This window comes from Rathayibacter sp. VKM Ac-2803 (genome assembly GCF_009807175.1).
GTDB lineage: Bacteria > Actinomycetota > Actinomycetes > Actinomycetales > Microbacteriaceae > Rathayibacter.
In genome coordinates this window covers 2,035,273-2,054,710 of the sequence record NZ_WUCD01000001.1, presented here as the reverse complement: position 1 = coordinate 2,054,710, position 19,438 = coordinate 2,035,273, and the positions used below count along the sequence as shown (strand labels likewise).

Genomic DNA, 19,438 nt, shown 5'->3' with positions numbered 1-19,438 from the left:
AGCGGCGTCAGCGCGTGGTGCCGGCGACCTTCGGGAGGGCGCCGCCGGCCGCAGCGTTCCGGTCGGGCCGGAAGTTGCGGAAGTCGACGCCGGGGATGTCGCGGACGAGGCCGAGCTCGTCCTCGATGAGCGCCGCCTCCGACTCCTCGGGGCCGACGAGCGGGAGCCGGACGCGGGGCGAGGAGATGCGGCCGAGGCCGTGCAGGATGTACTTCGCCGCGACCGTTCCGGGGACGTGGGTCATCACGGCGCGCACGAGCGGCTCGAGCTGCTGGTGCGCGAGGGTCGCGGCGTGCAGGTCTCCCGCGTTCACGGCGTCGACGATCGTGCGGTACGGAGAGGCGGCGATGTTCGCCGTCACGCCGATGAGCCCGGTGGCGCCGATGGCGAGCTCGGGCAGGACGTTGGCGTCGTCTCCGCAGAAGTACATCAGGTCGGTCTGGTTGAGGACGCGGCTCACCTCCGCGAGGTCGCCCTTGGCATCCTTCACGGCGAGGATGTTGGGGTGCTTCGCCGCACGGAGGATCGTCTCGTAGCGGATCGGGACACCGGTGCGACCAGGGATGTCGTAGAGGATCACGGGCAGGTCGGTCGCGTCGGCGATCATCCGGAAGTGCGTGAGGATGCCGGCCTGCGTGGGCTTGTTGTAGTACGGCGTGACGATCATGTTGCCGTCGGCGCCGGCCTTCTCGCTCTGGCGCGCGAGCTGCATGGCGTGCGCGGTCTCGTTCGAGCCGCCTCCGGTGATGATCTTCGCGCGGCCTCCCGCGACCGCCTTGCCGACCTCGACGAGACGGATCTTCTCGGGGTCGGTGAGCGTGCTGGTCTCGCCCGTGGTCCCGGTGACGACGATGCCGTCGGCGCCGGCCTTTACGCAGTCGTCGATGTGCTTCTCGACGCCGGGCCAGTCGACCTCGCCGTCGGCGGTGAACGGGGTGACCAGGGCGACCAGGACCTGGCCGAAAGGATTCTCCGGAGTTGACACGAGCATCAGGGTATCGGGTCGGGCGGTCGCAGCCGGAGTCGATCCGGTGGAGGGGCGGAGGCTACGGGGCGACGCGGCCGTTCGCGGTGAAGGCCGCGGCCGTCAGGGGCATCAGCTCCTCGAAGTGCCGCTCCATCTGCTCGGCGGCCATCTCGATCTCGCGCTGCGGGAAGGAGGGGAAGGTCGAGTCCTCGCGCTTGGTGCGCAGCGACAGGAAGTTCATCAGCGAGCGGGCGTTCAGCGTCACGTACATCGACGAGTAGATGTTGAGCGGCAGCACGATGCGGGCGACCTCGCGGGCGACGCCGGCGTCGAGCATCCGCTGGTAGGCCTCGAAGGCCTGGATGCTGGCACGGCGCGCCTCGGCGACGACGAGCTCGGTCTGCTCCGGGGTGCCGGGCTCGAAGGAGTAGGCGCCGGGCTTGCCGACCTGGACGAGGTTGCGCTCGGGGCCGGGCACGTAGAAGACGGGGCGGAGCTCGCGGTAGCGGCCCGACTCCTCGTTGTAGGAGGCGATGCGGTGCCGCATGAACTCGCGGAACACGAAGATCGGCGCCTGCACGTAGAAGGTCATCGAGTTGTGCTCGAACGGGGAGCCGTGGCGGTCGCGCATCAGGTAGTTGATGAGGCCGCGGTCGCGCTTGCGCTGCTTCTCGGCGTCGGCGTCCTCGTCGTCGAGGGCGGCGGCGAGGGTCTGCTCGCCCTGCGTCGAGACACGGGCCGCGAAGAGGACGTCGGAGTCGTGCGCGCTCGATCTGATGAGCTCGACGACGACATCGGAGCGGAAGGTGAACTCGCCGTCGGGGGCGTTCTGCTCGGTCACGGCTTCGACCCTAGAGCACCCCTCGACGTCTCGCGGCGTCATGAACGGGTGTGCGGCCGCGGCACGGCCTAGCGTCGAGTCGTGGATCCTCTCGTCGTCGCCGCTGCCCTCGCGGCGCTCGTCGCCCTCGCGACGGCCCTCGGCCTCGCCCATCGGCGCGCGTCGGGGCGGGCCCGATCGACGACGGGCGTCGAGCGGATCGATCCCTCCGGCCTCGTCGACGGTGCGGTGCTCGGAGGTGTCGCGACCGTCGTGCAGTTCTCGACCGAGTTCTGCACCCGCTGCCCCGCCGTGCACCGGATGCTCGCCGACATCAGCAGGCAGCGACCAGGGGTCGTGCACCTCGACGTCGACCTCACGCACCGCGCCGACCTGGCCGACCGCTTCCACGTGCGGCAGACCCCCACCCTCCTGGTGCTCGACGCCGACGGAGTCCCCCGCACCCGCATCGGCGGCGCGCCCACCCGTGCCGTCGTCCTCGACGAGCTCGACCGACTGGAGACCGCACGATGAGCAGCAGCACCCCGCCTCGGGGCCACGTCGATCCGCGCGGCCCGCGCTTCGCCGCCTCCGTCACCGCTCTCCTGCTCCTCGTGACGGTCGGGCTCGGCCTCGGTGCCCCGGCCACCGGCGACATCGCAGCGCGACTCGCGCAGCCGGGCTTCCTCCTGCTGCTCGTGCTCGCCGCGCTGTTCGCCTGGTCGGTGGCACGGGGCGTCGGCTCCGGACCGTGGGCCGTCGTCTTCCGTCGTCTCGTGCGGCCGCGGCTCGCGCCTCCCGAGGAGTGGGAGGACGCCCGGCCGCCGCGCTTCGCTCAGCTCATCGGGCTGCTCGTCACGGGCGCCGGAGTGGTGCTGCACCTCGCCGGAGTGCCCGGTGCCGCGCCGATCGCGGCCGCCGTCGCCTTCGTCGCCGCGTTCCTCAACGCCACGTTCGGGCTCTGCCTCGGCTGCGAGCTGTACCTCCTCCTGGTGCGCGCGCGAGTGATCGGGCGCTCGGCCGGCTCCCGGGCGTGACGTCCTAGGCTGGACCCGCCTCGCGGGCCGCCCGCGACGAGCCTCAGGAGGCATCATGAGCGACTCATCCGCACGGCACTCCGACCACGACGGAGCCGGTGCGACCGCCGGATCCGCTCGGCGGTCCGCCCGCTCGACCGACCAGCGCCACCCGGTGCTGCCGGACGCCGAGGCGCGCGTCGAGCCCGTGACGCCTCCCCGCCGGCTCCGCGTCCTGATCTCGGGGGCGAGCGGCATGATCGGCTCCGAGCTCACCGGGCAGCTCCGCGCGGACGGGCACGAGATCTTCCGTCTGGTGCGGCACGCGCCGACGAGCCCGGACGAGTTCCACTGGGCGCCCACCTCGCACATGCTCGATTTCAGCGTCCTCGACCGGGTCGACGCGGTGATCAACCTCTCGGGCGCCTCGATCAGCCGGCTGCCGTGGACCTCGTCGTACAAGCGCGAGATCCTCGACTCGCGCGTGCAGGCGACGCAGACCATCACCGACGCGATGCGGATGGCGACCACTCCCCCGACGATCCTGCTCAACGCCTCCGCGGTCGGCTACTACGGCGACCGGCCGGGCGAGCAGCTCACCGAGGAGTCGTCCCGCGGCGACGGATTCCTCGCCGATGTCGTCGAGCGCTGGGAGCAGGCGGCTCATCTCGCGCCGGAGAGCACCCGCGTGGTCACCTTCCGCACGGGTCTGGTCCTCGGGATGGGAGGGGCGCTCAAGCCGCTCCTGCCGCTCACCCGCTTCGGTCTGGCCGGCCCGCTCGGCAGCGGCGACCAGGCGTGGCCGTGGATCAGCCTGTACGACGAGGCCGCGGCGATCCGCCACCTCCTGACCTCGTCGCTCTCGGGCCCGGTCAACCTCGCGGGCCCGACGCCGGCGACGGCGAACGACGTCATGCGCACCCTCGCCGAGCAGCTGCACCGCCCGTTCAAGCTGGCGGTGCCCGAGAAGATCATCGAGCTCGCCCTGCGCGACGCCGGGCACGAGCTGCTGCTCTCGAGCCAGCAGCTGGTCCCCCAGCGACTGCTCGACGACGGCTTCGTCTTCCGCCACCGGACCGTCGCCGAGGCGCTGGGCTGGGTGCTGAACTGACCCTCGATCAGTTGGGTGCGTCGTGCTCGAGGGCGATCGAGCGGCGGATCGCACCTCGAGCGCGCTTGCGGTCGCCGCTCGCGTCGTAGGCGAGACCGAGGCGGTACCAGGCGCGCCAGCTCTCGGGATCGGCGTCGACCTCCTGGGCGTAGCGCGGGAAGAGCGCGTCGGCCTCCTCGCGCACCGGGCGCCCGCTCTCCCGGGAGTCGACGACCTCCTTCGGCAGCGCGTCCTCCTGCTCGAGTCGCCGCGCGAGGCGCTCGGCGCGGATGCCGAAGAGCAGCTCGCGGACGAGGCCCCACACCCCGATCCCTCCGAGGATCAGCAGACCCACGCCCATCACGATGCCCGGCACCGTGCCGGCCGCGAACGCGACGACCGAGTACTGCAGGCAGACGAAGAGGTAGAGCGCCAGCAGCACGGCCATCAGGCCGACGCCGATGCGGCTCCTCACGGGGTGCTCGTCACGGCGGCGGCCTGGCCGGACGGGACGTCGTCGACCACCGGCGGCTCGTCGGGAACGCGCTCCGCCAGCGGCGCGGCATCGAACGCCGCGCGGAGGTCGAGCAGCGCGTCGAGCCCCACCACGACTCCGGAGGCGGTCGCGGTGGCGTGGAGGGCACGCAGGATCCCGGCCTCGTAGGACGCCTGCGACGAGGTGTCGTGACGGATGGTGAGAGTCTCGCCCGTGCCGCCGAAGACCACCTCCTGACGCGCCTCGACGCCGGGCAGGCGGAGGCTGTGCACCGGGATGCTCGCGACCTGCTGCCCTCTGGCGCGCTGGTCGGTGTGCGGCGCCTCGACCGGGCCGCGCTCGCCACGGGCCCGGAGGATGAGCTCGGCTGTGCGCACGGCCGTGCCGGAGGGCGAGTCGACCTTGCGCGCGCCGTGGGTCTCGATGATCTCGGTCGCGTCGAAGAACTGCGCGGCCACGGTCGCCAGCGCCGTCGCGACGACCGAGCCGAGCGAGAAGTTGGGGATGATGACGACCCCGGCGTCCGGCTGCGCCTCGACGGTGCGGCGGAGGGTCGCGATCCGGTCGCCCGTCCAGCCCGAGGTCCCCACGAGCACCTTGCGGCCGTTCGCCACCGCGAGATCGACGATGCCCTGGCTGACGGCCGGCACGGTCATGTCGACGACGACATCGGCCGCGAGCATCTCGCGCGGGTCGCTCCGGGAGCCCAGGCGCGCGACGAGCTCGAACTCGTCGGAGGCCTCGATGAGGGAGCAGGTGAGGGAGCCGAGCTTGCCGGACGCGCCGACCACGGCGACGGAGGTCATCACTCCTCCAGCCTAACGATCAGCGGTCGAGGAGGCGGCGGAGCGAGACCACGGGGGCACCGGAGAGCGGATGGGGGAAGGGCTCCCCCGCCTCGCTCCAGCCCGCCGAGGCGTAGAGAGCGCGGGCGCCCGTGTTGTCGAGGAGGACGTGGAGGACGGCCTCGTCCGCGACCTCCGCCGCGTCGCGCTCGGCCGCGGCGAGCAGCCTCCGTGCGAGACCTCTGCCCTGGGCCGACGGCCGGACCGCGAGCAGCGAGAGGTAGGCGGCGTGCGGCGGATCGTCGGCGAAGCCGCTCCCGGGCACCGACACCAGGACGAAGCCGTCGACCGAGCCCTCGCCCTCGGCGACGACGAACGAGACCCGAGGGGCGGCGAGCTTCGCGCGGGCGCGCTGCTCGATCCCGGAGGCGGGGACGCTTCCGTCGCGGGCCTCGAGCGACTCGAGCCACACGCGCACGCAGGCATCGACGTCGTGATCGTCACCGGTGCGGAGCAGCGTGGTCATCGGTCCACGCTAGGGCCTGTCGAACACGATCCCGCGTGCTCCGCTCGGCCTGATCGCACGATCTGCGGCGTCGCGGATCTCGTCCCATGCCCCGCGTGGACCTTCGATCCGCTCCTTGCAGCTCGCACGATCAGACCGTGCTCGCGACGGCGGTCTCGTGTTCGACAGGCCCTAGTACGGCTGCGCCTCCGGCAGACCGGTGCGCAGCTCGACGGGGAGGTGCGCCAGGTCGTTGTGCACGACGAGCACCGGGGGCTTCCGCGAGCGGACGCGGATGATCGTCAGGCCGCAGTTCGCCTGGTTGACGCCCAGCCAGCGCCAGTCGGGAGCGTCGAAGACGTGGCGGACGAACCAGCCGATGACGAAGTTGTGCGTGATCAGGAGGTCGTGGCGGTCCTCGCGGGACGGCGCGAGGAACTCGGCCACCGCGTCCTGCATCTGCGCGTGCCCCGCCTCGATCTCGGCCGCGGTGACGCTCCCGAAGAACGGCTCGAACGAGCGCGGCATGTCGGGGGTCGGGCCGGACGGGATGCAGTCGAACAGGAGCGACGAGGGCTCGATCGCGAGCCCGGGGAGGACGGCACGGAAGCGCGCGGCGGTCTCCTCCGCCCGGCGCAGCGGCGAGTGCCAGGCGCCGGTGAACGGCACGCCGCCGAGGCGCTCGGCGATCAGCCGGGCCTGACGCTCACCCCTCGCCGAGAGGGGGCCGTCGGGCAGCCCGTGCTCGGCGTCCTGCTGCTCACCGTGGCGGACGAGGTAGATGTAGTGGGACACGAGGTCCTCCTTGATGCGGCGCGACGGTGCGCGGTCAGCGGTCGTGCGATCCGGTCAGACCGCGGAAGCGCTCTCGACCTCGGCGATGCCGGCGAACGTCGAGTCGTCGACCGCGCCGACGGCCGAGATCGACGACGGCCCCCTCGCCAAGTCTGCCGCGAGTGCCTGGACGTCGTCCGCACCGACGAGGGCGAGGCGGCGCAGGCTCTCGTCGAGGTCGACGAACTCGCCGAACGTGAGCTCGGCGCGGCCGAGGCGGGACATGCGCGTGTCCGAGTCCTCGAGGGCGAGGGCGGCGGCTCCCGAGAGCTGGCCCCGCGCCCGGCGCAGCTCGTCGGCGGTGACGCCGTGCTCGGCCAGACGCGAGAACTCGGTGAGCAGGAGCTCGGCGACCGTGCCGGCCTTCGCCGGCGTGCAGGCCGCGTAGAGGCCGAAGATCCCGGCGTCGGAGTAGGACGGGGCGAAGGAGTAGACCGAGTAGGCGAGCCCGCGCTTCTCGCGCACCTCCTGGAACAGGCGGGACGACATCCCGCCGCCGAGGATCGAGTTGAGGACCCCCATCGTCATCCGGCGCTCGTCGGCCGCGGCGAGGCCCGGGAAGCCGATCAGCAGGTTCGCCTGCTCGGTCGGCCGGTGCACGAGGGAGAGCGGCGTGCCGCGCGTGAAGGCGGCGGACCCTCCGACCCGGCGGGCGACCGGGGACGCGGGCGTCTCGAGGTCCCAGCCGTCGGAGGCGAGCACGCGGGTCAGCAGCGCGACGAGCACGTCGTGGTCGACCGCTCCCGCGACCGTCACGACCAGGTCGTTCGGGCGGTAGGCCGCGCGGTAGTGCGCCCAGACCGCATCGCGGGTCGCCCCGCCGATGGTCTCGGCGCTGCCGCCGATCGGGCGACCGAGCGGGTGGTCGCCGAAGACGGCCTCGAACAGGCGCTCGCTCGCCGCATCCGCGGGATCGTCGTCGGCCATGGCGAGCTCTTCGAGGATGACGCCGCGCTCTGTCTCGAACTCGACGGGATCGAGGAGGCTGGACGTCACCATGTCGGCGATGACCTCGACGGCCATCGGGAGGTCGCGGTCCTGGATCTTGGCGTAGTAGCAGGTGTACTCCTTGGCTGTGAGCGCGTTGTGCTCCCCGCCGACGGAGTCGAACGCGACGGCGATGTCGAGCGCCGTGCGCGTCTTCGTGCCCTTGAAAAGCAGGTGCTCGAGGAAGTGGGTCGAGCCGAAGTTCGACGGCGTGGCGGGTGAGCCGTCGACGCCCGGCCGGGCGGGGGCCTCATCGCGGGAGCCCGCTGCCACCCAGAAGCCGACGGTCGCGCTGCGGGCACCGGGCATCGCCTCGCTGAGGATGCGGACGCCGCTCGGGAGGACCGACCGGCGGACCAGGGAGCCGCCGGCTGCTCCGATGGTCGTCTCCGGCTGTTCGAGAGGGAGTGCCACGCCGTTGCTCATCCGACCCAGCGTAGGCCACGCCGGGAGGGTGCCGGGCGGTGTCGCGGGAGAAGCGGTCGCGTCAGCGGCCCGCGCGCTCGAGGGCGGCGAGGTGGCCGTCGTCGAGGTCGAGCGAGACCGCCCGGACGAATGCGTCCACCTCGGTGGCACTCCGGGGATCGACGGTCGCCGCGACGAGGCGGGGACGCGCGAGGAGCCAGGCGAGGGCGACGGCGGCCGGTGCCGCGGACAGCTCGACGCCGATCGCGTCGAGCGTGGCCAGCACGCGGCGGCCTCGACGGCCGGCGTGCGCCGCGGCGCGGTGGCCGTCGGGGAGCCGGCTGAGCTCCCGGCGGGTACGGGCGACCCCGCGGAGGAACCCGTGCGCGAGCGGCGCGGTCGAGACGAGCGACAGACCCTGGCCGGCCGCGACCAGGCCGACGTCGCCCTCCGCCTCGTCGCGCTCGAGCAGGCTGTAGCCGACCTCGACGGCGGCGAAGCGGGGCAGGCCGTGACCGGCCAGCACGCGGGCCTCGAAGAGCTCCTCGGCGGCGAAGCCGGAGGCGATGACCGAGCGCGCCATGCCGCGCGCCAGCAGGACCTCTAAAGCGGCGAGCAGCTCGTCGAGTCTGCCGGCGCCGTCCGGACGCACGGCGAGGACGTCGAGACGGTCGGTGCGGAGGCGGCGGAGGGACTCCTCGACCCGGCTCACCAGGGCGCGCGGCGAGGCGACGGAGCCGGCGGGGGCGCCGAAGCGCCCGATCAGCAGGAGCCGGTCGCGGTCGCGGCGGCCGGAGAGCCAGGCTCCGACGGCCGACTCGCCCTCGGTCGAGCCGGCGGCGTCGGTCGCCACGAGGGCGTTGCCGCCCCAGGCCGCGTAGCGCTCGAGAAGGGCCCGGGCACCGCCGTCGACGCTCGCGCGCCCGACCGCGGCCGCGTCGAGGACGAGGGGGAAGAGGGCCTGGGTGGTCTCGCCGAGCGGGCGGCGGTGGGTGTGCGCGACGACCGGTCGGTCGATCGCGGTGCGCTCTGCGCCGGCCCTGACCCTCGGCACGACACCACTCTTCCCGCGGAGCTCGGGTGCCCGCCACGATCGAGAGTAGTGGAGCGCGACGGTCCTGCCCCGGCGTCGCCGGAGACGATTAACCCGATCGTTACACGCTCGCCTCCTCGTCCGTCGACGTCGGAGCGGCGGCCCCCGCAGTGTCGGTCGTCACGGCTAGATTCGCCCTCATGGAGCCCCTCACCCCGACCCCGCCCTGGTGGACCAGCGCCGTCGTCTACCAGATCTACCCCCGCTCGTTCGCCGACTCGAACGGCGACGGCATCGGCGACCTCGGCGGCATCCGCGCGCGGCTCGGGCACCTCGCCGATCTCGGCGTGGACGTGGTCTGGCTGTCGCCGATCTACCCCTCGCCGCAGCACGACAACGGCTACGACATCTCCGACTACCAGGACATCGATCCGCTGTTCGGCTCGCTCGCCGAGTTCGACCTGCTGCTGGCCGAGGCGCACGGGCGCGGCATCCGGATCATGATGGACCTCGTCGTCAACCACACGAGCGACGAGCACGCGTGGTTCGTCGAGTCGCGCTCCTCGCAGGAGGATGCGAAGCGCGACTGGTACTGGTGGCGGCGCGGGCGCGTCGCCGTCGAGGAGGGCCGCGAGCTCGACGCCGCGGCCGAGGCCCGGCTCGACGTCGCGGAGCCCAACGGCTGGCGCTCGTACTTCTCCGGCCCCGCCTGGACCCTCGACCCGGAGACCGACGAGTACTTCCTGCACCTCTTCGCGGTGCAGCAGCCCGACCTCAACTGGGAGAACCCCGAGGTGCGCCGCGCGGTGCACGCGATGATGACCTGGTGGCTCGACCGCGGGGTCGACGGCTTCCGGATGGACGTCATCAACCTCGTCTCGAAGGACCTCGAGCAGGTCGACGGCGACGCCGGCGGCTCCGGGATCGTCGGCGGGGTCGGGCCCCGGCTGCACGAGTTCCTCCAGGAGATGCACCGGGAGGTGTTCGCCGGCCGCGAGGGCGCCGTCCTGACCGTCGGCGAGATGCCGGGCGTCACCCTCGAGGAGGCGGCGCTCGTCACCGATCCCGCGCGCCGCGAGCTCGACATGGTCTTCCAGTTCGAGCACGTCGGCATCGACCACGGCGTCGACAAGTTCCACCCGGTCCCGCTCGACCTGGTCGCGCTGAAGGCCAACCTCGCGCGCTGGCAGGACGGCCTCGCCGAGAAGGGCTGGAACAGCCTCTACCTGAACAACCACGACCAGCCCCGGGTCGTGTCGCGCTTCGGCGACGACGGCGAGTGGCGCTACGAGTCGGCGACGCTCTGGGCGACGCTCCTGCACCTGCAGCGCGGCACGCCGTACATCTACCAGGGCGAGGAGATCGGCATGACCAACGTGCCGTTCTCGGGGATCGACGACTTCCGCGACGTCGAGTCGCTGAACTACTACGCGGAGGCGGTCGAGGACCGCGGCGAGGCTCCGGAGGCGGTGCTCGCCGGTCTCCGGGCGCAGAGCCGCGACAACGCCCGCACCCCGGTGCAGTGGGACTCGGGGCCGCAGGCGGGCTTCACGACCGGCGAGCCCTGGATCCCGGTCAACCCGAACCACGTCGAGGTCAACGTCGAGACCGACCGGGCGGCCGAGCGGTCGGTCTTCGAGCACTACCGCGCGCTGATCGCCCTGCGCCACGACGACGAGACGGTGCAGCTCGGCCGCTTCGGGCTGCTCGAGGCGGAGCATCCGCGGCTGTTCGCCTTCACCCGCACCGGCCCCGACGAGCTGCTCGTCGTCGGCAATGTGTCGGGCGAGCCGCTCGAGGTCGCGCTGCTCGAGGAGTGGGCGGGCGCCGAGACGGTGCTCGGCAACGTCCGGGGAGCGACGGGGTCGACTCTCGGTCCGTGGGAGGCGCGGATCCTCCGACGCTGACGCGCGGCGGGGGCCGTCAGGCCGAGGCGCGGTCGAGCTGCGCGATGTCGCTCCGGGTGAGCGGCACCGCCGCCGCACCGAAGAGCGACTCGAGCTCGGCGGCCCCGCGCGCGCGGACGACGGCGGCCGCCACCTCCTGGTGCGAGAGCACCCATGCGAGGGCGATGGTGCCCGGGTTGGTGCCGTGCACCTCCGCCACCTCGTCGAGGACGCCGAGGACGCGGTTGCCGTGCCGGCCGATGTAGTCGAGCGCCGCCTCGAACATCACCGACTCGGGCTCGTCGGAGCGGCTGCGGAACCTGCCCGTCAGGTAACCGCTCGCGAGCGGGAGGCGCGCGAGCGTCGCGAGGCCCTGGCGCTCGACCTCGGGGGCCACATCGCTCTCGTAGGCGCCGCGCTCCATCAGGTTGTACTCGGCGATGACGACCGCGAACGCAGGCAGGCCGAGCGTCTGCGCGGCCTCATCGGCCGCGGCGAGAGCGGCACCGCTGAAGTGGGCGGCGCCGATCGCGCCGACCGTGCCGTCGGCGAGGAACGGGGCGACCGCGGCGAGGCTCTCCTCGATCGGCACCTCGGGGTCCTCGCTGTCGAAGGACAGCAGGTCGATCCGCGTGCCGAGGCGCTCGAGGCAGCCCTGCACAGCCGAGGTCACATCGGCGGCGGCGAGCCCCGGAGCGTCGGGATGGCGGCCGACCTTGGTGGCGACCAGCATCCGGTCGCGCGTGCCGCTCGACTCGAGCCAGCGGCCGATCATGTACTCGCTGCGACCGGTGGCGTAGTGGTCGGCGGTCGAGATCAGCGTGCCGCCGAGAGCGGCGAAGGAGTCGAGCGCCTCCGTCGTGTCGTCGATGGCGGCGGCCCAGCCGAAGACGGAGCCGTCGAGGGCGAGCGGATGCACCGGGAGGCCGGTGCGGCCCAGGGTGCGGAACGGAGGAGGCGTCTCCAGCTCGGTGGCCAGGGGCGTCGGGTCGGTCACGGTGTCCTCCGGTCGGGGCGGTGCGACGGCGCAGTCCGGCCACCGTACCCCATGGTGGGGAACGACGGACGCCCGCCCCACCGGAGTGGGACGGGCGTCCGTCGTTCGCGCGAGAGGGATCAGCTCTCGACGGGCTCCTCGACGGCGACGACGAGCGCCTCCGCCTCCTCGGCCACGACGGGCGCGAGGGAGAGCTTGCCGCGGTCGTCGATCTTGGTGATCTGGACGAGCAGCTTCTGGCCCACACCGAGGACGTCCTCGACGTTCTCGACGCGCTTGCCACCGGCGAGCTTGCGGACCTCGCTGATGTGCAGCAGTCCGTCCTTGCCGGGCAGGAGCGAGACGAACGCGCCGAACGTCGCGAGCTTGACGACGGTTCCGAGGAACTGCTCGCCGACCTCGGGGTTCGTCGGGTTCGCGATGGCGTTGACCTGGGCGCGAGCGGCCTCGGCCGACGGTCCGTCGACGGCGCCGATGTAGACGGTGCCGTCCTCCTCGATGGAGATGTCGGCGCCGGTCTCGTCCTGGATCGCGTTGATCGTCTTGCCCTTGGGGCCGATCAGCTCGCCGATCTTGTCGACGGGGATCTGGACCGAGATCACGCGGGGCGCGGTCGGGGCCATCTCGTCGGGCTGGTCGATGGCCGCCGTGAGCACCGCGAGGATCGTGGTGCGGGCGTCCTTGGCCTGCTTCAGCGCGGCGTCGAGGACCGACGACGGGATGCCGTCGAGCTTCGTGTCGAGCTGGATGGCCGTGACGAACTCTGACGTGCCGGCGACCTTGAAGTCCATGTCGCCCAGCGCGTCCTCGGCGCCGAGGATGTCGGTCAGCGCCGCGTAGCGGGTCTGACCGTCGACCACGTCGGAGACGAGGCCCATCGCGATGCCCGCGACCGGGGCGCGCAGCGGGACACCGGCGTTGAGGAGCGAGAGGGTGGACGCGCAGACGGAGCCCATCGAGGTGGAGCCGTTGGAGCTGAGCGCCTCGGACACCTGACGGATCGCGTAGGGGAACTCCTCGCGGCTCGGCAGCACCGGCACGAGCGCACGCTCGGCGAGGAAGCCGTGCCCGATCTCGCGACGCTTCGGCGACCCGACGCGACCGGTCTCACCGGTCGAGTAGGGCGGGAAGTTGTAGTGGTGCAGGTAGCGCTTCTTCGTGACGGGCGACAGCGAGTCGATCTGCTGCTCCATCTTGAGCATGTTCAGCGTGGTGACACCCAGGATCTGGGTCTCTCCGCGCTGGAAGATCGCCGAGCCGTGGACGCGGGGGATGACCTGCACCTCGGCGTCGAGCGGACGGATGTCGGCCAGGCCGCGGCCGTCGATGCGCACGCCGTCGCGGAGGATGCGGCCGCGGACGACCACCTTCGTGACGGACTTGTACGCGCCGGACACCTGCGAGTAGGCCTCGGCGGAGAGCTGACCGGACGCGATGCGCTCGGCGATCTGCTCCTTGACCTTCGCCTTGAGAGCGTCGTCGGCGTCCTGACGCTCGACCTTGTCGGCGATCTGGTAGACGCGGACGAGCTCGTCGTAGCTGAGCTCGGCGACGTTGTCGTAGGTCTCCTGCGTGTAGGGCAGGAAGACCGGGTAGTCGCGGACGGGCTTGGCGGTGGAGGCGGCCAGCTCGGCCTGCGCCTCGACGAGAGCGCGGAGGAAGGGCTTCGAGGCCTCGAGGCCCTCGGCGACGACGGCCTCGTTGGGCTTGGTCGCACCCGCCTTGATGAGGTTCCAGGAGGACTCGGTGGCCTCGGCCTCCACCATCATGATGGCGACGTCGGAGGAGCCGTCCTCGTTGGTGACGACGCGGCCCGCGACGGTGAGGTCGAAGACGGCGTTCTCGAGCTGCGAGGCCTTGGGGAAGGCGACCCACTGGTCGTTGCCCGAGCCGTCGGACATGAGCGCGAGGCGCACACCGGCGACGGGGCCCGAGAAGGGCAGACCCGAGATCTGGGTCGAGGCGCTCGCGGCGTTGATCGCGAGAGCGTCGTAGAACTCGTCGGGAGCGATGCTCAGGACGGTGATGACGATCTGGACCTCGTTGCGCAGGCCCTCGACGAACGAGGGGCGCAGCGGCCGGTCGATCAGACGGCAGACCAGGATCGCCTCGGTGGAGGGGCGGCCCTCGCGACGGAAGAACGAGCCGGGGATCTTGCCGGCGGCGTAGGAGCGCTCCTCGACGTCGACGGTCAGCGGGAAGAAGTCGAAGTTGTCCTTCGGGTTCTTCGACGCCGACGTGGCCGAGAGGAGCATGGTGTCCTCGTCGAGGTACGCGGCGACGGCTCCCTGGGCCTGCTGCGCGAGGCGGCCGGTCTCGAAGCGGACGGTGCGGGTGCCGTACGAGCCGTTGTCGAGAACGGCTTCGGCGAATGTGATTTCAGGACCTTCCAAGAGGTCTGTCTCCTTAACGTCTGCAGCGGCACCCCTCTGGGCGCCGGCGTTCGTCGGAGCAGCGTTCCGATCAGGAATCGAGACGATCCCGTGGCAGGGCTTCGCGCCGTGCCGTCGTGGGGAGGGCGTTCGTGCTGGCCACCAGTAGAAAAGCTCCGGGTCTGCCTGTGCCTGTGTGCACTCTGCCGAGCGGCAGAACGCCGCTTCTGCGACGTCGATCCGGGACTCCACCACCGAGGACCAGCTTCCTGCCGGCCTGCTCCGTGGTTCGAACCCGGCTGCAGCCGGCGGCCGCTTTCGGATTCGGAACCGGTTCATGCTATCAGCACGGGTGCCCCGCGGCCAGGATCCGCGGGTCAGCCGCGGGTCTCGTGCATCAGGAGCTGCACGCGGAGCGCCCCCTTGGCCTTCACGATGCGGGCCGGGACCCGAGGCTGCTTGCCCGCCTCCGACAGTCGCGCCAGCGCCGCGTCGACCACGTTCTCGAGCCCGCGCGGCACGTAGCCGACGAGGTCGGACGGGCGCTGGTTCGCGAAGAGCCGCACCGGCATCGGGGCGTCGGTGCGCTCCTCCTCGGCCGAGCGCCGCGGGATGATCGCCGTGACCTCCTCCTCGCCGAACGAGAGGATCCGGGCGAGCTCCTCCTGGTGCGGGAGGGAGTCGGCGATGCCGAGCAGGGTCTCGCCGCGCCGCGACTTGGGGAGGAGCTCGTAGTCGTAGTCGTCGAGCTTTCCCGACCCGCGGTCGTTCGCCGGCAGAGGGTTGCCGGCGTCACCGCGGCGATGAGAGAAGAGCTTCATCCCCCCATTGTGGAGCGCGGGGCGGGCGTCTGCGACCCGGCGAGGACTCACTCGGCCGAGCGGCGCATCCGCACGATCGCCGCGAGCACCAGGACGAGCACGACGGCCACGAAGCCGAGCAGCACCGGCACCGAGGGCAGCAGGGCGAGGGCGGCTCCGATCAGGAGGACCGGCACGGCGAGCCCGAGGTACGCGGCGAGGAACATCGCCGCCAGCACCTCTCCGCGCGTCTCGTCGGAGGCGAGCGAGCCCGCGACGCCGAGCGACAGGCGGAAGAGCAGGCCGACTCCGGCGCCGGCGACGACGCCGCCGATGATGAAGGCGGGCAGCGAGACCACGACGGCGCCGACGGCGACGAGCACCAGGCCGAGCGTCAGTGCCGCGGCGGAGAGGGTCAGGGCGCGCCGGGAGGAGAGCCGGGTGGACGCCAGCTGCGCGACGGCTCCCGCCGCGAAGACTCCGAACGACACGGCACCCGCCTCGAGGTGCGAGGTCTCGCCGAAGCGCCCCGCGAGGAAGGTGGGGGCGAGAGAGGTGAAGAGCCCGAACACGGCGAACCCGGCGAAGGCGCCGACCGCGGCCGAGAGGAACGTGCCGCGGGACGCCTCCGGCACCGCGAGCCGCTGCGGGCGGTAGGCGGGCAGGATCTCGCGCCGCTCGACCGTCTCGGGGACGAGCGCCACGGCGAGGCCGAGCACGACGAGCACGACGAGGAACACCTCGTAGGGCACGACCAGGGGGCGGTCGACGGTGACCGCGAAGACTCCTCCGACGAGCGGGCCGAGGGCGAGGCCGCCCATGTTGACGAGGGTCGAGACGGCGCGGGAGGTTCCGGGACCCTCCTCGGGGCGGGCGATCGCGCGGAGCTCGGAGAGGTGCGCGGTCGCCGTGGCGGTGAGGGCTCCGACGCCGAGGCCCGTCAGGAGGCGGGCGACGATGAGCCCGGGCACCTCGGGCCAGAGCAGGAAGACGGCGCTCGCGAGCACCTCGACGAGGATCGACGCCAGCAGGATCCGGCGGCGGCCGAGCCAGTCGCTGACGTGGCCGGCCAGGAAGAGGCTGGCCACGACTCCGACCGCGTAGGCGGCGAAGACGACCGTGACGACGAAGGCGGGGAAGCCGTCGCGCTGCTGGTAGATCGCGTAGAGCGGCGTCGGCACGGTCGAGAAGGCCATGACGGCGAGGAACGCGACCGCGATGACCCAGAAGCCGTGGCGGTGCGGGAGCTCGGGGCGGCGGGACGGGGCGACGCCGTCGGTGGAGGCGGCTGACACGGAGGCGGTGGGCACTGAGGTGGTGCGGTCTGAGGTGGTGCGGTCTGAGGTGGGCACGGCATCAGGATGCTCCCCCTCGTCATCCACGTCCAACGGATGATCTCGGTCGCATTGATCGGGAAAGCAGGATAATGCGGGGATGGACGACCGACAGCTCGCCGCCTTCGTGGCCGTCGCGGAGGAACTGAACTTCACCCGCGCCGCCGCCCGCCTCTTCGTGGTCCAGTCGACCCTGTCGGCGAGCATCCGCGCGCTCGAACTGGAGCTCGGGGCCCCGCTGTTCACCCGGTCGACGCGCCGGGTCGCGCTCACGGCCGTGGGCGAGGCGCTGCTCCCGGCCGCCCGCTCGGCCATCGACGGACTCGATCTCATGCGCTCGCTGGCGGCGGAGGATGCGGCGGGCCTGCGAGGGCGCGTCAGGGTGGGCACCTTCTCGGCGCTCGACCTGGTCGATCTGCCCGGCGTGCTCGGCGTCTTCCGCCGTCGTCATCCGCTCGTCGACCTGCTGCTGCGGACGTCGACCACTGGGTCGACCGGTCTCGCCGAGGACCTGCGGCGGGGACGCCTCGACGTCGCGCTGCTCGCGCTCCCGGCGGACGATCTGACGGATCTCGCGGTCACCACGGTCGTGCGCAGCGACTACGTGCTGCTGGTCGAGAGCTCGGGCCCGCTCGCCGGCGCAGCGCGGCCGACTCCCGAGGACCTCGACGGGCTCGCCTTCGTGGACACGCCGGCCGGGTTCGGCAACCGCGTCGCCGTCGATCGCGCCTTCCGTGCCGCGGGAGCCTCGCGCCGGGTCGCCACCGAGGTGGCTGATCTGCCGGCCATCCCCCGCTTCGTGCAGGCCGGACTCGGGCCGGCGATCGTGCCGCGGGCCGGGATCGCTCCGCTCGAGGGCGTGACGGCGATCTCGCTCGACTGGCGGGAGCTCGAGTGGGAGCTGTCGGTGTGCACGGCCCCGCGCCCGTCGGCCGCCGTCCAGGCGCTCGTCGCCCTCCTCGAGGAGCGCCGAGCCGCCTGACTCAGCCCTCGAGGAGAGGGCCGCGGACGATCGAGTCGCCGGAGTGCGCCGGATCGCCGTCGAGCGGCTCCTCGGACACGTCGACGAGCGAGTACTCCGAGAGGTCGACGTCGGCCGGCACGGTGAAGCGCCCGTCGGTGCCGTCGAGCACGCCGAGGCCGACGAGTCCGGAGGCGTCGGGGGCGATCAGCCAGACCTCTCGGTAGGCCTCCGCTCCCCCGTCGGCGTCGAGGTGGACGACGAGCTGACGCTCGCCGTCCGCATCCTCGAGCTCGGCGGTGCCGCTCGCGCCCTGCCAGCCGGGGAAGGCGAGGAGATCGGCGCGGGCGACCACCACGGCCGGGTCGGGGCGCGAACCCTGCCACCAGGCGCCTCCCACGACGCCGACGACGAGCGCAGCCGCGGCGGCGACCGCGATGCCCACGAGGCGGCTGGGCTGGCGCTCGGGACGGTGCCGTCCCGTCGGGAGGCGGGTGACCGGTGCGAGCGCGACCGGCTGCTCGCCGGCCAGCGCGAGCTCGTCGCTGATGCGCTCCCAGACGGCCGCGGGCGGCGTCTCGAGGGCGTAGGTGCGGCTCGCCCTGCCGAGGTCGGCGGCGTGGCCGAGCTCGACGAGCTGCTGCGCGCACTCGGGGCAGTCGCGCAGGTGCGCGTCGACGTCGGCGGTCGAGCCCTCGCCGAGGGCGAGCAGGGCGAGCTCATCGGGGTCGAGATGGGTCATGTGCTGCTCACCTCCAGACGGGAGCGGAGTCGATCGAGACTGCGGCGGATGTGGCTCTTGACGGTGCCGAGCGGGAGCCCGGTGCGCTCGGCGATCTCGGTGTGGGTGAGGTCGTCGTAGAAGGCGAGGCTCATCACGCGGCGCGGCACCGGATCGAGGCGGGCGAGCTCGTCGGCCACCAGGACCTTCGCCTCCAGGTCGACCGGAGACTCGCCCTCGTCCCTCGGCGCGACGGCCACCAGCGCCTGAGTGAGCCGCCGCTGGCGCGATCGGCTCTCGTGGGCGTCGGCGATGCGGTTCCGCGCGATCCCGACCAGCCAGGCGCCGAGCGCCGCCCGTCCGGGGTCGAAGTTCCCGCGCCCGGTCCAGGCCGAGACGAACACCCGCTGGACCACGTCCTCCGCCTCCCCTCGATCGCCGAGGGAGCGGAGGGCGAGCGTGAAGACGAGGGGCGACCAGCGCGAGTAGGCCTCGGACAGTGCCGGCTCCTCCCCCGCGACGAAGCGCAGCCCGAGGCGGTGCAAGACGGCACGCTCGTCCTCGGCCCCGTCGAAGGGCTCGCTCTGCTCGGCGTCGGTCAGGGGGATCCTCCTGGTGGGAATGCGGCGCCGTGCCGGAGCGGCGGGCGGCGCTGCGACGATCGCTCCGTTCATCGTACGGGGCGGCGTCTCGGGGGCGGGGTCATGGTGCGGGCTCGGCCGTCACCACGACGTTGCTGAGGTAGTGGCGGGTGTCGTAGTCGAAGTCGCCACCGCAGGTGATCAGGACCAGGCGGGGCGGGCCGTCCCGGACGAAGACCGTCGAGAGGTCGACGCTCTCCTTCTCTGTCGTCTCGACGGTGGAGACGATGAAGGTCCGTTCCGTGCCGTCCGGCGCCGTGAGGCGGATCGTCTGCCCGGGCTGGGCCTTCTTGATCTCGGCGAACGGGCCGAGGCCGTAGGTGAGGGAGTCGACGTGCGCGGCGACGACGATGGTGCCGTCCGGCTCGTCGAGGCCGGCTCCGAAGCGGTACCAGCCGGCGATGCCGGTGTCGGGGACGAGCTCCATGCTGCCGTCCTCGACCACCCCCACCGGCTCGAGGGGCATGTCGACCGGGAGTCCGTCGACGGCGATCCTGGTCGGCGCGGTGACCGTCGGCGCGGGGGTGGCCCCGAGTCGTGCGTCACCGATGGGGATGGAGGGCAGTGCTGCGGGGCTGCTGGTCTCGGAGGGGATCGTGGTCGGCGTCGGCTGCTCGGTCGACACGCTCGCGTCAGGGGCGGGCACGACCCCGGCCGCCTGTGCCGAGCATCCGCCGAGACCGGCGCCGACCACGATCACGCCGAGCACGGCGAGGGTGCGGAGGCGGAGGGGGGTCGACCTCATCGCGTTCTCCTCGCTCGTGATCGGCGGGCCGACTCGTCAGCGC

The 19,438-nt window shown here is 72.5% G+C and carries 20 protein-coding genes; 5 read left to right on the top strand and 15 right to left on the bottom strand.

Features of this window, described 5'->3' with window-relative positions; all coding sequences use genetic code 11:
- Positions 1-7: 7 nt before the first annotated feature.
- On the bottom strand, positions 8-991 hold the full coding sequence (dapA, locus tag GRS96_RS09535) for a 4-hydroxy-tetrahydrodipicolinate synthase (protein ID WP_442966613.1): 984 nt from the start codon (positions 989-991) through the stop codon (positions 8-10).
- 55 nt (positions 992-1,046) lie between these two features.
- Positions 1,047-1,808, bottom strand: coding sequence for an FAD-dependent thymidylate synthase (gene thyX, locus GRS96_RS09530; protein ID WP_235022062.1), 762 nt, complete (start codon positions 1,806-1,808; stop codon positions 1,047-1,049).
- A gap of 81 nt (positions 1,809-1,889) precedes the next feature.
- On the opposite strand from thyX, the gene GRS96_RS09525 reads away from it, so the two are divergent.
- From GRS96_RS09525 to GRS96_RS09515, 3 genes are read left to right on the top strand one after another with little or no spacing between them, the layout of a single operon-like run.
- On the top strand, positions 1,890-2,321 hold the full coding sequence (locus tag GRS96_RS09525) for a thioredoxin family protein (RefSeq protein WP_159988354.1): 432 nt from the start codon (positions 1,890-1,892) through the stop codon (positions 2,319-2,321).
- A complete protein-coding gene (locus GRS96_RS09520) occupies positions 2,318-2,824 on the top strand; it encodes a DUF4395 domain-containing protein (protein WP_159988353.1) in 507 nt (168 codons plus the stop codon). Before GRS96_RS09525 ends, GRS96_RS09520 begins: the two co-directional genes overlap by 4 nt.
- 55 nt (positions 2,825-2,879) lie before the next feature.
- Entirely contained in the window at positions 2,880-3,914 is a 1,035-nt protein-coding gene (locus GRS96_RS09515; protein ID WP_159858047.1) for a TIGR01777 family oxidoreductase, read from the top strand.
- A 7-nt stretch (positions 3,915-3,921) separates the two neighbouring features.
- Here the strand turns inward: GRS96_RS09515 and GRS96_RS09510 are convergent, their stop codons facing one another.
- The 6 genes from GRS96_RS09510 to GRS96_RS09485 all read right to left on the bottom strand — a co-directional run bounded on the left by GRS96_RS09510 (position 3,922) and on the right by GRS96_RS09485 (position 8,959).
- Positions 3,922-4,368, bottom strand: a complete 447-nt coding sequence (locus GRS96_RS09510; protein ID WP_159988352.1) for a hypothetical protein — start codon at positions 4,366-4,368, stop codon at positions 3,922-3,924.
- Entirely contained in the window at positions 4,365-5,198 is an 834-nt protein-coding gene (dapB, locus tag GRS96_RS09505; RefSeq protein ID WP_159858051.1) for a 4-hydroxy-tetrahydrodipicolinate reductase, read from the bottom strand. Before dapB ends, GRS96_RS09510 begins: the two co-directional genes overlap by 4 nt.
- A gap of 16 nt (positions 5,199-5,214) precedes the next feature.
- On the bottom strand, positions 5,215-5,700 hold the full coding sequence (locus GRS96_RS09500; RefSeq protein ID WP_159858053.1) for a GNAT family N-acetyltransferase: 486 nt from the start codon (positions 5,698-5,700) through the stop codon (positions 5,215-5,217).
- Positions 5,701-5,871: 171 nt separating this feature from the next.
- Positions 5,872-6,474, bottom strand: a complete 603-nt coding sequence (locus GRS96_RS09495; protein ID WP_159858055.1) for a histidine phosphatase family protein — start codon at positions 6,472-6,474, stop codon at positions 5,872-5,874.
- A gap of 54 nt (positions 6,475-6,528) precedes the next feature.
- A complete protein-coding gene (locus tag GRS96_RS09490) occupies positions 6,529-7,926 on the bottom strand; it encodes a M16 family metallopeptidase (protein WP_159858057.1) in 1,398 nt (465 codons plus the stop codon).
- A gap of 61 nt (positions 7,927-7,987) precedes the next feature.
- Entirely contained in the window at positions 7,988-8,959 is a 972-nt protein-coding gene (locus tag GRS96_RS09485; RefSeq protein ID WP_159988351.1) for an aldo/keto reductase, read from the bottom strand.
- Positions 8,960-9,138: 179 nt separating this feature from the next.
- Here GRS96_RS09485 and GRS96_RS09480 point away from each other — a divergent pair, with 179 nt between their 5' ends.
- Complete coding sequence (locus GRS96_RS09480; protein ID WP_159988350.1) at positions 9,139-10,845, top strand: glycoside hydrolase family 13 protein; 1,707 nt, start codon at positions 9,139-9,141, stop codon at positions 10,843-10,845.
- A 16-nt stretch (positions 10,846-10,861) separates the two neighbouring features.
- On the opposite strand, the gene GRS96_RS09475 is transcribed toward GRS96_RS09480, so the two are convergent.
- The 4 genes from GRS96_RS09475 to GRS96_RS09460 all read right to left on the bottom strand — a co-directional run bounded on the left by GRS96_RS09475 (position 10,862) and on the right by GRS96_RS09460 (position 16,345).
- The gene (locus GRS96_RS09475) at positions 10,862-11,821 is read right to left on the bottom strand and encodes an aldo/keto reductase (protein ID WP_159988349.1); all 960 of its coding nucleotides are present in this window, start codon (positions 11,819-11,821) and stop codon (positions 10,862-10,864) included.
- A 119-nt stretch (positions 11,822-11,940) separates the two neighbouring features.
- Complete coding sequence (locus GRS96_RS09470; RefSeq protein ID WP_159858064.1) at positions 11,941-14,214, bottom strand: polyribonucleotide nucleotidyltransferase; 2,274 nt, start codon at positions 14,212-14,214, stop codon at positions 11,941-11,943.
- Between the two features lie 356 nt (positions 14,215-14,570).
- The gene (locus GRS96_RS09465) at positions 14,571-15,014 is read right to left on the bottom strand and encodes a hypothetical protein (RefSeq protein ID WP_159858066.1); all 444 of its coding nucleotides are present in this window, start codon (positions 15,012-15,014) and stop codon (positions 14,571-14,573) included.
- A 47-nt stretch (positions 15,015-15,061) separates the two neighbouring features.
- On the bottom strand, positions 15,062-16,345 hold the full coding sequence (locus tag GRS96_RS09460) for an MFS transporter (RefSeq protein ID WP_235022063.1): 1,284 nt from the start codon (positions 16,343-16,345) through the stop codon (positions 15,062-15,064).
- An 82-nt stretch (positions 16,346-16,427) separates the two neighbouring features.
- Between GRS96_RS09460 and GRS96_RS09455 the strand changes: the two genes are divergently transcribed.
- A complete protein-coding gene (locus tag GRS96_RS09455; RefSeq protein WP_159988347.1) occupies positions 16,428-17,309 on the top strand; it encodes a LysR family transcriptional regulator in 882 nt (293 codons plus the stop codon).
- A 1-nt stretch (position 17,310) separates the two neighbouring features.
- On the opposite strand, the gene GRS96_RS09450 is transcribed toward GRS96_RS09455, so the two are convergent.
- The 3 genes from GRS96_RS09450 to GRS96_RS09440 are packed head-to-tail and all read right to left on the bottom strand — an operon-like array spanning position 17,311 to position 19,395.
- Entirely contained in the window at positions 17,311-18,030 is a 720-nt protein-coding gene (locus GRS96_RS09450) for an anti-sigma factor (RefSeq protein ID WP_159988346.1), read from the bottom strand.
- Entirely contained in the window at positions 18,027-18,683 is a 657-nt protein-coding gene (locus tag GRS96_RS09445) for an RNA polymerase sigma factor (RefSeq protein WP_159988345.1), read from the bottom strand. Before GRS96_RS09445 ends, GRS96_RS09450 begins: the two co-directional genes overlap by 4 nt.
- Before the next feature lie 28 nt (positions 18,684-18,711).
- Positions 18,712-19,395, bottom strand: a complete 684-nt coding sequence (locus tag GRS96_RS09440) for a class F sortase (RefSeq protein ID WP_159988344.1) — start codon at positions 19,393-19,395, stop codon at positions 18,712-18,714.
- Between the last annotated feature and the right edge of the window lie 43 nt (positions 19,396-19,438).